The organism is Kushneria pakistanensis, from assembly GCF_014652795.1.
Taxonomy (GTDB): Bacteria; Pseudomonadota; Gammaproteobacteria; order Pseudomonadales; family Halomonadaceae; genus Kushneria; species Kushneria pakistanensis.
In genome coordinates this window covers 319,459-332,407 of record NZ_BMZM01000001.1, presented here as the reverse complement: position 1 = coordinate 332,407, position 12,949 = coordinate 319,459, and the positions used below count along the sequence as shown (strand labels likewise).

10 protein-coding genes are annotated in these 12,949 nt (G+C 62.2%); 6 read left to right on the top strand and 4 right to left on the bottom strand.

All coding sequences use genetic code 11. The features are described from left to right. Nucleotides 1-153 precede the first annotated feature (153 nt). The gene (locus tag IE123_RS01390) at nt 154-1,488 is read left to right on the top strand and encodes an MFS transporter (RefSeq protein ID WP_189514366.1); all 1,335 of its coding nucleotides are present in this window, start codon (nt 154-156) and stop codon (nt 1,486-1,488) included. A gap of 82 nt (nt 1,489-1,570) precedes the next feature. Here the strand turns inward: IE123_RS01390 and IE123_RS01385 are convergent, their stop codons facing one another. Further along, nucleotides 1,571-3,883 carry a TonB-dependent siderophore receptor gene (locus IE123_RS01385; protein WP_229819522.1) on the bottom strand — a complete coding sequence of 771 codons (2,313 nt, stop codon included), beginning with the start codon at nt 3,881-3,883 and terminating at the stop codon, nt 1,571-1,573. Between the two features lie 139 nt (nt 3,884-4,022). On the opposite strand from IE123_RS01385, the gene IE123_RS01380 reads away from it, so the two are divergent. Next, entirely contained in the window at nt 4,023-4,769 is a 747-nt protein-coding gene (locus IE123_RS01380) for a response regulator (protein ID WP_229819519.1), read from the top strand. 5 nt (nt 4,770-4,774) lie between these two features. Further along, the gene (locus IE123_RS01375) at nt 4,775-6,163 is read left to right on the top strand and encodes an ATP-binding protein (protein ID WP_189514362.1); all 1,389 of its coding nucleotides are present in this window, start codon (nt 4,775-4,777) and stop codon (nt 6,161-6,163) included. Nucleotides 6,164-6,292: 129 nt separating this feature from the next. Here IE123_RS01375 and IE123_RS01370 read toward each other — a convergent pair whose 3' ends face one another. Together IE123_RS01370 and IE123_RS01365 are read right to left on the bottom strand one after the other, a co-directional pair. Beyond that, nucleotides 6,293-7,213 carry an MBL fold metallo-hydrolase gene (locus IE123_RS01370; RefSeq protein ID WP_189514360.1) on the bottom strand — a complete coding sequence of 307 codons (921 nt, stop codon included), beginning with the start codon at nt 7,211-7,213 and terminating at the stop codon, nt 6,293-6,295. Nucleotides 7,214-7,262: 49 nt separating this feature from the next. After that, nucleotides 7,263-7,907, bottom strand: coding sequence for a DsbA family protein (locus IE123_RS01365; protein ID WP_189514358.1), 645 nt, complete (start codon nt 7,905-7,907; stop codon nt 7,263-7,265). A gap of 106 nt (nt 7,908-8,013) precedes the next feature. Between IE123_RS01365 and IE123_RS01360 the strand changes: the two genes are divergently transcribed. The 3 genes from IE123_RS01360 (at nt 8,014) to IE123_RS01350 (ending at nt 11,078) form a co-directional block, all read left to right on the top strand. After that, a complete protein-coding gene (locus IE123_RS01360) occupies nt 8,014-8,913 on the top strand; it encodes a LysR family transcriptional regulator (protein ID WP_189514356.1) in 900 nt (299 codons plus the stop codon). 252 nt (nt 8,914-9,165) lie between these two features. Then, the gene (locus IE123_RS01355) at nt 9,166-9,597 is read left to right on the top strand and encodes a DUF2231 domain-containing protein (protein ID WP_189514354.1); all 432 of its coding nucleotides are present in this window, start codon (nt 9,166-9,168) and stop codon (nt 9,595-9,597) included. 44 nt (nt 9,598-9,641) lie between these two features. After that, the gene (locus IE123_RS01350; RefSeq protein WP_444542881.1) at nt 9,642-11,078 is read left to right on the top strand and encodes a PQQ-dependent sugar dehydrogenase; all 1,437 of its coding nucleotides are present in this window, start codon (nt 9,642-9,644) and stop codon (nt 11,076-11,078) included. Nucleotides 11,079-11,163: 85 nt separating this feature from the next. Here IE123_RS01350 and IE123_RS01345 read toward each other — a convergent pair whose 3' ends face one another. Then, entirely contained in the window at nt 11,164-12,849 is a 1,686-nt protein-coding gene (locus tag IE123_RS01345) for a mechanosensitive ion channel family protein (RefSeq protein ID WP_189514351.1), read from the bottom strand. Nucleotides 12,850-12,949 lie beyond the last annotated feature (100 nt).

Here is a 12,949-nt window from a genome sequence, read left to right as displayed (position 1 = left end):
GCTTACGGCATTATTGCGGTATTGATTTCGCTTCTTTTCCCGTGATTTCGAGCGTATAGTGCGCTCGCCTTCGGCCGCCCGGCCGAATGTCCTGTTTTCGAAAGACCCGTTGGCTCCCCCGCCCGCCGACGCCTATCAGGATCAACACGCCTCATGTCACGCCAGCTGTTCTCGATGGCCCTTGCGCCATTACTTGGACTTTTTATCTTTGGTATCGGCAACGCCTTCATGATGTCACTGGTCACGGTGCGCCTGGACGCTGCCGGTGAATCCGCCACCACCATCGGCTGGATCTCGTCTGCCTTTCACGCCGGCCTGGTCATCGGCGCCCTCTTTAGTGATCGCCTGTTGCTGCGCATCGGCCATATTCGCGCCTACGCCTGCTTTGGCGCGCTCGTGGCGGTGACCGTGCTCGCCCAGGGCCTGTGGGTGAACGCACCGTTCTGGTTTGTCATGCGCTTTCTGTGCGGCTGGGCCACGCTGGGCGTCTATCTGGTCATCGAGAGCTGGCTGTTGAGCGCCTCGGACCCGAAGGTGCGCGGTCGCCTGCTGGCGCTCTACATGATCGCGCTCTATGGCGCTGGTGTGATCGGTCAGCTGCTGCTGGGCGTGGCCGATTTTGGTGATGACACGGCGGCCTTCATGATCATCGCCATCCTTGCGGCGCTGTCGATCTTGCCGCTGGGCCTGATCCCGCGCGTCTCGCCGCTGGTGGAACATGCCGAGCCGCTCTCCCCCTGGCGGTTGATCACGGTGACACCGACCGGCGTGGTGGGCTGCTTTGTGGCAGGGCTGGTGATCTCGGCGATTTATAGCCTGCTGCCCTTGTATCTACAGCGCATCGGGCTTGAGCTTTCCGATGTCGGGCGCATGATGGCGATCGTCATTCTGGGCGCGATGCTGTTGCAGTATCCGATCGGGCGCTGGTCGGATCGCCATGACCGCCAGATGGTGCTGATTCTGACCAGTGCCGCGCTGGGCGCACTCAGCTTTGGCGTACTGTTCATGGAAGGCAGCCCCCTTGTGATGGCCGGCATGCTGTTCTTGATCGGCGGCAGCGCCTTCGTGCTCTATCCGGTGGCGATCAGTCACGCCTCCGACCGGGCACCGGCAGGGGCGCTGGTGCGCATGAGTCAGGGGCTTTTGCTGATCAACGAACTTGGCGCGACCTTCAGTCCGCCGCTGATCACACCCGTCATGAACCATCTGGGCGATACGGGACTTTTTATCGCACTCGGCAGCCTGGCAAGCGCTTTGATGGTGTTTCTGCTGTGGCGACGCAGCCGACGCCCGGCACCGATGCCGGTGGCACCCTTTACTTCCAACACGCCCCACTCCGCCGTCGGCGCGGAGCTGGTCGTCACTGAGGCGCTGGTGCAGGGCGCGATCGAGCACGAGCACCAGGAAGATCTCTCGCAGGTGGTGCCTGAGGTGGAGACCGCCCATCCTGACCCGGCAGCCCATGGCGCCATGCAACGGCCGACGTGATTGAGGCCCGGGCAGCATCATGCCGACCCGGGGCTGACCCGAGCCGGCATGATGGCAGGAACGGCCTTATCGTGCTCGAGCGTTAGAACGAGGTGCTCAGCGTTACGGTCGCACTGCGCGGCTGGCCGTAGATGGAGCCGGCATAGAAGCCATAACTATCGTAGTAGCGCTTGTCGAACAGGTTATCGAGGTTGAGCGTCACACTGGTGTTGTCGGTGATGTCATAGGCCGCCATGGCGTTCCAGATCGCATAGCCCGGCCAATTGGCACGCGAGGAGCCGGTGCTGACGCCATCGGTGGGGCGGCCAGCGGGGCTGGAGACCGCGTCGATGTTGCTCTGGGCACGCACACCGCCGCCGAAGGTCCAGCGATCGAGCATGCCGGCCGGCTGATAGGTCGTGGAGAGCTTGAACAAATGAGACGGGTCGCTGCGGCCGTCAGAGTCCACCTTACGGAAGTGCAGATAGGTGTAGCCGCCGTAAACGTTCCAGTTCGGCGTGATCGCACCTGCCACTTCCAGATCCACCCCTTCGGTCTCATTACCGGTGCCTGCCTTGTAGGCCTGGCCGCCGGTGGGCGTTTCGTTGGCGCCATCCAGCACCGCAGCGTTTTCCTGACGGGTACGGAACACGGCGGCCGAGGCGTTCAGACGACCGTCGAACCATTCACCCTTGACGCCGGCTTCGTAGCTGTCGCCCTCAAGCGGCTTGACCCGGTCGCCGCTGCTGGTCTCGCGCGTCTGTGGCGTAAAGATGTTGGTGTAGCTGGCGTACAGCGAATAGTTGCTTGATAGGTCATACACCAGACCGGCATAGGGCGTGAAGACGCCGTTTTCCTGCTGGCTGCTGGTGCGGTCGCCATCGTAGTCCCGGCTTTCGGTCTTGTAGTAGCTGGCACGGGCGCCAAGAATCACCGACAGCGGCTCGGTCACGTTCAAGCGCGTGGCGGCATACACACCGCGCAGGCGCGTCTTGTCGACCTGGGTGCGACCGGTTTTCGAGTTTTCCATGTTGAAATCACCGTCCACACCGCGGCGCCAGTCGGTCACGGCCAGCCCGTTGAGACGGAACATGCAGTTTGAGGACTCAACAGACCGACTGCTGCTGGTCATCACGCAGTTTTCTTCGGGCGAGCGTTCACGCATGCGGCTCTCGCTATAGCCAAACATCACGTCGTGCTGGCGTCCGAACAGATCGTACCTGCCGCTTAAATCAAACCGGGCGGAGCGCTGACGGGTCTCTTTGGTCTGATGCAGACCGTTGAGAATCGCGCCGCTGCCGTCCTGGTCCCAGTAGCCGGCGTAGTTGCCATCGGCACCGCGATTGACCTTGGCAACCGCCAGATGGTTGATGGCATCGATGTCGCTCTGGGCGACCCTCACATCAAGCTGCCAGTCGCTGTTGAACGAATGGGTCAGCGAGGCGAACGTGGTGTTGGTCTTTGACTGCGCGTAGCTCCAGTGCGGTGCCGGGTTGGTGCTGCGCGACAGATGGGTTTCCTCGCCATTGGCAAACCAGACCGGCACATTGGCGCCCCAGCCGGCGCCGCGGGTCTTGCGGTATTCATACTGATACCCCACCCCCAGGGTGGTGTCCTCGTCGGCATCGAACTCGAAGCTTGCCAGCGCCGCGCGGTTGCGATTGGTTTCATTATCGCGAAACGAATCGCCCTCCTGCTCGGTAACCACAAACCGCGAGCGGATGCTGCCATCCTCATTGAGCGGCAGATTGAGATCGGCACCGACGCGCGACTTGTCCCAGCGACCGTAGGAGGCGTAGGCACTGCCGCCAAACGCCTTCTGCGGACGCTTGCGCACCATGTCGACCGTGGCCGACGGATCCCCCGTACCGCCCAGCAGACCGTTGGCGCCGCGCACGATATCAACGCGCTCGTACATGTCCATGCTCAGGGCGTTGCCGCCGCCGCTGAACCCTGATCCGCCGGGAAACTGCAGCCCGTCTACCCGCCAGTTGTTGATGTCATAGCCGCGCGCCCTGAAAGACGTCCGCACACCGACTTCTGACTTGTTGGCAGTGATGCCGGGCGTGAGTGCCAGCGCGTCCTCGACGTTGACCACCCTCTGGTCATCCATCTGCTGACGGGTAATGGTCGTGACCGACTGCGGCGTCTCGCGCGGGGAAAGATCGAGCCCGGTAGCACTGCGCGTATCAGGGACGGTATAGCTGCTGGCAAAACCGCTTCGATAGCTCGAGGCCTCGATGGTCATGGGTGCCAGCTGGACTTCCGTGGTGTTCTGGTTGTTGTCGGAAGCTGACTGGGCATGGACCGCCGTACTGAGCATGCAGCCGCCAAAAGTGACGGCAATGGCACCGGCAAGCGGCCTGCCTGACCGCTCGTAAAAGTTCCCTGATGCCTTTGCGGCACGATTGTTCATGAATGACCCTTTACGAAAATAATAATGATTAGCATTTACCATCCTGGGGGCCACGATTATATTGACGCCTCTTGCTGAGAACCTTTGGCTCTGTGGGGCATATGTAATGGATTGTATTGGTGATGCGACACACCAGGCCTTGCGCGCTGAACAACACGATGATGGCCCACTGGTGCTGGTGGTGGATGACGATGACGAGATTCGTGAGCTGATCCGTGACTATCTCACCGGCATGGGCTTTCGTACCCGGGCGGCGGCCAACGGGCGTGAGATGTGGCATCAAATGGATGACAGCGTGGATCTGGTCATTCTCGATCTCATGCTGCCGGGAGAGGATGGCCTGAGCCTGTGCCGCGACCTGCGCCATCAGGGCAGTGTGCCGGTGATCATGATCAGCGCCCGGGGCGCCTGCGCCGAGCGTATCATCGGTCTTGAGATTGGCGCCGATGACTACCTGTGCAAGCCCTTCGATCCGCGTGAGCTGCTGGCCCGCATCCGCGCGGTGCTGCGTCGCAGGCCCCCGACTCGCGAACACCGCGCCCCCGAACCCGACACCGCCGATGAAGCGCGCGAAAGATGTTTCGCCGGCTGGCGTCTGGACCTGCAGACCCGCCGACTGCACTCACCAGGGAACCGCGTGCTTGATCTGCCGCGCTCCGATTTCATGGTGCTCAAGGCGCTCAGCGAGGTTCCCAACCGGATCGTCAGCCGCAATACGCTGAGCCAGCGCGCCTTCGGGCGAGAGTACTACCCCGACGACCGCTCCATTGATGTCTGCATCAGCCGGCTGCGGCAGATGCTCGAGGATGATGCTCGCCGTCCACGCTTCATTCGTACCATTCGCAACGAAGGGTATCTGCTCGAACTGCCCGACGCGGTCGAATGAGACACATGCTCACAGGCCTTCGACGGCTGTGGCCCGACTCGCTGTTTACCCAGCTGAGCCTGATCCTGGTCATCGCAGGGCTGGCAATCCAGCTGATGTTCAGCAGCATCTGGTATGACGTGCGCTTTGGCCAGGTACTGGAGGCGCCGGCGCGGCTGGTGATCTTTCGCACTGTCAACGTCATGCGCCAACTCGACGAGGCGCCGTCAGCGCCGCTGCCGACCTCCGACACCTTCCATGTCGAGCGGCGCGCCTCGCCGCTGCCCATGACTGCACAGCTGAGCACCGCTCAGAAAAACGTGGAGCGCCTGTTGCAGGACGCCCTGCACCGTGAAGTGGGCGACGCCCGGCAACTGTCGCTGGTGGATGTAGAGATCCGCGACGAGAACGGCCAGGCCAGTACCTGGTCGAGCCTGTTTGGCCTTTCCCCTGTAGTAGGGCATTTCAATTTTCAGCTGCGGCTGGCACCAAACCAGTGGCTGCATGTCAGGGCCGTGCAGCCGCACGGCTGGAACGACCGGCCCGCCTGGGAGGTGCTGGGCGACTACGCCATGCGTGTCTATCTGCTGCGCGCGCTGGCTCTGATTGTCGTGGCGCTGCTCGTGGCACGGCTGAGTACCCGACCGCTGCGGCGTCTGGTGCGTGCCGCCGCGGCACTGGGACAGGACATCCGCCAGCCGCCGCTGCCCGTTGAAGGGCCAAAAGAGATGCGCCAGGCCGCGGAGACGTTCAACGCCATGCAGCAGCAGCTGATCGATCTCATGGGGGAGCGTACCCAGCTGCTCTCGGCGGTCTCTCATGATCTGCGCACTCCGCTGACCCGCATGCGCCTGCGCGTGGAAGGCATTGATGAGGCCTTGCTGCGCGAGAAGCTGATTGCCAATATCGATCAGATGGAGACGCTGATCGCCTCCCTGCTGGATTCTGCAAGCCAGGGCGCGGCGCTGGAAGGTCACGCCGTATTCGATCTGAGCCAGCTGATCAATGAGGTGGCCAGCGAATTTGTCGACACCGGCAGCGATGTCCGCTGGAGCGGCAGCTCACCGGCCACGGTCTGCGGCCACGCACCGAGCCTGCGCCGGGTGCTGCACAATCTGATCGATAACGCGCTGCGCCATGCCGGTAATGCCCGCCTGAGCCTGCAGACCCTTGATGACCGGGTCGAGGTGGCCATTCAGGATGACGGCCCCGGCATCGATGAGGCGCGCCTCAATGAGATCGTGCAGCCCTGGCAACGCGGCGACACGCCCACCAATGCCGGCGCGCTCGGCTACGGGCTGGGGCTAAGCATTGCGCGCAGTATCGTGATGGCGCATCAGGGCCGGCTGCGGTTTTCCAATCGGGAAAGCGGCGGCCTGCGGGTCGTGATGACCCTGCCCACGCGGGCGTCGTGACCCAAAACCCCGGCATCAGCCTATTGAAAGCAGCCCATTAAAAAGCAGTTCACAAAAAAGGCGGCCCCCTGTGGGGCCGCCTCTGGATGTACATCAGCGCAATGGCATCAGTACCTTGTGCTCGGTACCTCAGTGCCACTCCATCTCGCCCTTGGCGACCTTCGCACTCAGCTCCAGCGAACTTTCGCCGCCCAGATCCGGGTAGCGGGCCTTCATCACCTCGATCAGATCATCAGAATCTGCCGCCTTTTCGGTTTCCTCATCAAAGGCGCGGATGTAGTCGGCGGTAAAGTCCACGGCCTTCAGGCCATCGGGATAGTCACCGGCAAAGTGGCCCGGAATGACGGTCTGCGGCGACAGCGCGCGGATGTCATCCAGCGTGGTCAGCCAGTTGGTGTGTGACTGTTCGGTCTGAGTGTCGGCCATCCAGACATGCTCGCCCCACAGCACCGGAATGCCCCCGGCAACGGTCTTGATCGAGGGGATCCAGACATAGCTGCGATCCGGCGTCGGGCCGTCAAGCCCTTCGATTTCGAGTTTGTGACCCTCGAGCATGATCGTGTCGCCTTCAAGCGGCTGCGGCATGATGATCTCTTTCGGCGCATTTTCCCCCAGCTGCGGCCCCCAGACCTTGAGCTTGTCATCCTTCGTCTTGCGGATATGAGCGATGGTCTGCGGGGTGGCGACGATCTTCGCCTCCGGGAAGGCCGCATGCAGGGTGTCCAGCCCGAAGTAGTAATCCGGATCACCGTGGCTGATGTAGATCGTGGTCAGCTCTCGGCCACTGTCCTTGATCTGGTCGGCCAGCTTGCGCGCCTGCTCGGCGGAGAACTGGGCATCGATGAGTACGGCATCGTGCTCGCCTTCGACCAGTACCGATGCGACGGCAAAGATGGCGTCCTCGCCCGGATTGAAGACCTGAGTGGTCAGAGGTGCCTGCGAATCGGCGCTCGAGACGTCAGCGTTGTCGCCATTGTCGGAGTGACAGGCGCTCAGTACACCCGCCAGCGCCACGGCGGAAAGAGACAGTGCCATTTTTGGAAAGGTCATGAGGGTTTTCCTTTAATGAAATTCGACTCAAGGGTGACAGGTAATGAGGTCAGGCAACCTCGGCCAGCTCACGGGCCAGCGCGTCGGGGTTTGAGAACAACGCACTGGCATCCAGCAGACGCATGTCCCGGCCTTCCTGCGACAGCAGCAGCGTGGGCACGCCCCGGGCGCCGACCTGGCTCATCAGCGCCTGACCGTGGCGGGTGCGCTCCCGGTTGGCCCGAAGCAGACGCTCCTGCGGCGAGGCCAGCATGACAGCGGCTTCATCAAGGCCCAGCGTCCTGAGCAGCGGGGCCAGCGTTTCCATGCGGGTAATGTCGTCACCATCGACATAGCGCGCGTGCTGAATGGCCTTGAGCGCGTCGAACTCGCGCTCGGGGGCGGTCAGGTGCACGGCGGTCAGCGCCACGGTAGCCGGGCCGCTGTCAAAAATCTGACTGCGATCCTCAAGCACCTGCTGGCGATAGCGCTCGCTGAACGTCTGTTTGGTCAGACGCGCGATGCGCTGATCGTTTTGCCAGGCGTAGTCGGCAAATGAGGCGTCCATGGCACGCGCGCCGGCTTCCGAGAAAAGCCCGGTCGGCTGCAGGCTCAGCGTCAGTCCGGTGGTGGTCAAAAGCGTCGGCAGGACACCACTGGCGCCGTAGCACCAGCCACACAGCGGGTCGAACAGATAGGTCAGGGTCGTCGGCATGATCGCCTCCTGTTGGAATGACGCCATCATGCCCTCGCCCTTTGAGCGGATAAATACATACAATACAAATCGACTGTATGCCAAAAACTGACAATGGAGTGTTGATGTGTCCAGCAGCCAGGCCAATCTCAATCGTCTGACCTATTTCGTGGCCGTGGTAGAAACCGGCTCGTTTACCGGCGCAGCGGATCGTCTGGGCATTACCCGCGCAGTGGTCAGCCAGCAGATCGCCCGCCTGGAGCAGGACTGTCGCACCACGCTTTTGATTCGCAGCACGCGGCGCGTACGCACCACCGAGGCGGGACAGGCGTTTTATTACCGCTGCGCGCTGATCCTCAAGGAGGCCGAGGACGCCTTCGGCGAGCTGGCCGAAACGGCCCAGGAGCCTTCCGGTATCTTGCGCCTGACCGCGCCGTTTGATTACGGCACCGGCGTGGTCGTGCCGGCCATTACCACCTTTGCCAGCCGCTACCCGCAGTGTCGGGTGGAGGCGCAGTTCAGCGACCAGACGCTGGATCTGGGCGATGGCCGGCTGGACCTGGCCATTCGCGTAGGCTGGCTGACCGAGCAGCACCTGCCGGCGCGCCTGATCGGTCACTTCGAGCAGCGGCTGGTGGCCGGGCCCCAGTGGCAGTCGCGCACCGAATCACTGGACTCGCCGCAGGCGCTGGCAGCGCTGCCCATGGTGGCCAATACCGCCCTGCGCGATCCGACCCGCTGGCATTTCCATCGCGATGCGCTGACCCAGCAGAGCGTGACCATGAAGGCACCGATCATGCTCGACGCCACGCTGGCCGTCCGCGAGGCCACGCTGGCCGGCGCCGGCCTTGCCGTGCTGCCGGACTTTGTCGCCGACCCTGATATCGACGCCGGCCGACTGATCAGAATACTGCCCGACTGGCACCTGCCCCGCGGCGATATTCACGCCGTGTTCCCGCCGGCACGCTACCGCCCGGCTCGCGTGCGTGCCTTCGTCGATCTGCTGGCACAGCCGCCCTCGCCCTGATTCAGCCGCCCGGCCTGAACACACGGCACTCTGCTCACTCACGCGGCGGAGCGTCATTGCTTTTATTCAGAACGCGTTCAGGTTCGGCTTAGGTCGAAAGTACTTCAATAAAAAAGTACTCCAATAAAAAGTACTTCAATGACGCAGTCACAAACCAACTACGCTGTACCTGAACGCTCATGACAATAATGCGCTGGAAGGCCTGATCGTTCGGGCGCAAGGCCTTCAGCCGCTCAGCAAGGGGAGCCTATCGTGACCACTACTGCCGAACATACCTATCGAAGACGCGGGTTGAACCCGCTACATGGGGTGCTGCTTGCCGGCACCTTCGTGCTTTTTCTTGGCGCCACATTGAGCGACTACGCCTATCTGTCGAGCTATGAGATCCAGTGGGCCACCTTTGCCTCCTGGCTGATCGCCGGCGCGCTGGTGTGTAACGGACTGGCCTTTGCCTGTGGCGTTATCGGGTTGTTTGGCGCTTTTGATCGCCGTCGCGCTTTCATCCATGTCGCCCTGCTGCTGGTGAGCTTTGTGCTTGGCTTTATCAACGCGTTGATGCATGCCATGGATGCCTGGGCGATGATGCCCACCGGCCTTATTCTGTCGATCATCTTGACGGTGCTGGCCCTTGTCGCTACCTGGATCGGTTTTTCAAACACTGGCGTGAAGGTGAAGAAACAATGAATTTTTCCAGACGCTACCTGACCACGCCGCTGGCAATCGCGCTGATGGCCGGCAGTGCCGGTGCCACGGCAGCACAGCAGCTCTACGGCCCCAACCCTGATCTGCCGGAGCCGCAGCGTGGGCTGTTGCCCGACATGGAGGTGCTGGAACCTGCCGAGTGGGGCGACCGACAGCCCACCGTGCCCGACGGCTACTCGATTACCGCGATTGCCACGGATCTGAAGATTCCGCGCCAGACACTGGTGCTGCCCAACGGCGATATTCTGGTGGCCGAGGGCAGCGGCGGCAACGCACCGAAGCTCAAGCCCAAGGACTTCATTGCCGGCATCATCAAGGCAAAGGGCAAGTCCTCGGTGGAGGGCGGCGATCGTCTGACGCTGCTGCGTGATGCCAACGGTGATGGCACCTATGAGGAGCAGACGGTCTTTGCCGACAACCTCAATGCGCCCTACGGTCTGGCCCTGATCGACAACGCCCTGTATGTCGCCAATCAGGACGCCCTGGTGCGCTTTGATTATGAGGAAGGCCAGACCCGGGCCAGCGGGCCGCCCGAAGTCGTGACGCAGCTGCCGGCCGAGATCAATCACCACTGGACCAAGGCGATGACTGCCAGTCCGGATGGGCAGTATCTCTATGTTGGTATCGGCTCCAACAGCAACATCACCGAGCGCGGCATGGAGGCCGAGGTCAACCGGGCCGAGGTGTGGGAGATCAATGCCGACACCGGCGCGCATCGCCCCTACGCCACCGGGCTGCGTAACCCCACCGCACTGACCTTTCAGCCTGACACCGACACCCTATGGGCCGTGGTCAACGAGCGTGATGAACTGGGACCCGACCTGGTGCCGGACTACCTGACCTCGGTGCAGGAAGGCGGTTTTTACGGCTGGCCCTACAGCTACTGGGGGCAGCATGTTGATCCGCGCGTGAAGCCGGAAAACCCTGAACTGGTCGAATCGGCCATCGCACCGGATTACAGCCTGGGCTCCCACGTGGCGCCGCTGGGGATTGCCTTCTCTACCCCGCAGGTGGGCGGTGAATACGCAGAAGGTGTCTTCGTGGGCGAGCACGGCAGCTGGAACCGCAAGGACCCGGTGGGCTACAAGGTGAGCTTTGTACGCTTTGAAAATGGCCACCCTACCGGTGACCCCGTGGACTTCGTCTCCGGCTTCCTGACTGACGATGGCCGCGCACTGGGTCGCCCGGTCGGCGTCACCGTCGCCCCTGACGGCGCCGTGATCATTGCCGATGACCTGACCAACGCCGTATGGCGCGTCACACGAGATGATGCCGGCACGCCGCAGGACACGGCTGCTGATGACGCACCGTCAGCCGCTGATAACGCGCCAGCACCTGCTGCTGACGCGGCCACCGATGATGCTGCCAGACCTGAAAGCGAACCGGCCACGCCCGAGAACGATGCTGGTACGCCTGACACGCAGCCGACGGCCTCTGAGTCACAGACCACTACCGAGACCTGATACTGGTTGCCGGTCATGGCTGCAACACCTGCCCCGAGGGTTCACCCTCGGGGCATTTTTTTGGTCCCTCGCCAGACTGACAATGTCAGACGTGATCCGTGGCCGTTTCACCGCGGGCGATATCCTGCTGGCTCAGTACTACCACCTGACGCGGCCACCAGTCGGGATGGTTATCGCGAATGAACGCCATGAGCTTCTCCCGGATGCTGACCTCGGCCGCCCAGCCGGAGAGCGGGTCCACCGTCATCAAAAAGAAGGTAAGGGTCTGCGCCGCAGCGCTTTGTGCAGTGACACTGCACAGCAGCTTGTGATGCTCGATGACGTGCTCTTCTTCCCTGGCAAACTCCATGAACTTCTCGCGCAGACAGGCCACATCGGCATTGAGGTGCAGCACCAGATCAAGGCTTCGATATTCCATGGTGCTTTTGGCCGACAGGTTCTCGAAGGGTTTGGAGGCAAAGTAGGTCACCGGCACGATCAGGCGCCGCTCGTTCCAGACCCGCAGAAGAATGTAGGTATAAAAGATACTCTCGACGTAGCACCACTGGCCCTCGAACATCACCAGATCACCGATGCGCAGGGGCTTGGCCAGCGAAAGCTGAAACGATGACAGGATGTTGCCCAGCACCGCCTGCCCGGCGATGCCCGCCAGTACCGCCAGAACGCTTGCCGAGGCGAGAATCGACATGCCCAGCGTCTCGAAAAGGCGCACCTGCCCGAGCACATAGATGATCACCAGCACGACCATGATCAGGATGATGACCCGACGCAGCGCATAGAGCGTGGTCAAAAGCTTGCGGTCATCACGGGGTTTGGAGTCATCGATCTCACCGGCCATGTGGCGGGTCATGTGCAGCATGAAGGTATCGATCAGACGCAGCGCGATGACCCCCACGCCCCAGGCCATGACGGCGATGAGCGTCACTCGCAGCGTGGTGGCGACCACGGCCGAAAAGGACACCACAAAGTCGAGCAGGGTCTGCGTCACCAGTGCCATCACGATCAGCGCGACAGGACTTTTGATCTGGGTAAAAAAGATGCTCGGCGAGCCGGAAGGCAGCCAGCGCGTAATGGCCGCCATCAATAGATGCACACTCTTGCCGATCAGAGCGATCGCCAGGATAACCACCGGAATGGCGATCCACTCCCATAGCCGCAAAAGCCCGAAACTCTGCTTTAGCGGCTCGGGGATATAGGCCTCAAAGCGTGAAGGGCCGTAGCGATCATAGAGCGCCGGAATCGAGGCCACGCTTTCCGGCGTGATCAGCCAGACCGGTTCGTCGTTGCCCACCTGATAGCGCCCCAGGCGCAGATCATAGGCATCGCTGCCGGCCTCGAGAGAAGCCAGCTCGATGTCCCGACGCATCTTGCCCGCCCGCGGGTCCTTGCCGGAGACATCCTCGATTACGGCATCCGGACGCGCCGAGAGCCCGGCGATATTGAGCTGCTTGCCGCGGCGGAATACCTCGGACAGCTGCCGGGCCAGTTCCTCGCCGCGTGCGCGCTGTTCGCTCGCTGCCAGATCGGAAAGATTGAGAATGTGCGCTGCCTGCGCGAAGTCGCCGCTTTCGGTCAAACGCCTGAATTCCCGCATGGCCTCGCGCGGCGTTCGAAGGCTGGTCTCTTCAAGCCCGCCTTCAAGCCCGACATTCAGCGCATCCACCTTGTACCAGCCCTCTTCCCCGCCCTCGCTGTCCTGCGCCATGCACAGGCTTGATAGCACCAGCATTGCCAGCACTACCCACCACCGCCGCCACCCTTTTGTCGTCATTTTTGTGTTACCGCGTGCGTGAATCATCCATGAAAGTTTCTGCCGGGGCGTTGTACGCTGGCAGCATCGTGCATACGTGACGCGTCAAAACCTGATTCAG

Excerpts from the sequence above, each read along its gene's own strand:
- IE123_RS01390 (WP_189514366.1), top strand. The coding sequence starts at position 154 with ATGTCACGCCAGCTGTTCTCGATGGCCCTTGCGCCATTACTTGGACTT.
- IE123_RS01385 (WP_229819522.1), bottom strand. The coding sequence starts at position 3,883 with ATGAACAATCGTGCCGCAAAGGCATCAGGGAACTTTTACGAGCGGTCA.
- IE123_RS01375 (WP_189514362.1), top strand. The coding sequence starts at position 4,775 with ATGCTCACAGGCCTTCGACGGCTGTGGCCCGACTCGCTGTTTACCCAG.
- IE123_RS01370 (WP_189514360.1), bottom strand. The coding sequence starts at position 7,213 with ATGACCTTTCCAAAAATGGCACTGTCTCTTTCCGCCGTGGCGCTGGCG.
- IE123_RS01365 (WP_189514358.1), bottom strand. The coding sequence starts at position 7,907 with ATGCCGACGACCCTGACCTATCTGTTCGACCCGCTGTGTGGCTGGTGC.
- IE123_RS01350 (WP_444542881.1), top strand. The coding sequence starts at position 9,642 with ATGGCCGGCAGTGCCGGTGCCACGGCAGCACAGCAGCTCTACGGCCCC.
- IE123_RS01345 (WP_189514351.1), bottom strand. The coding sequence starts at position 12,849 with ATGACGACAAAAGGGTGGCGGCGGTGGTGGGTAGTGCTGGCAATGCTG.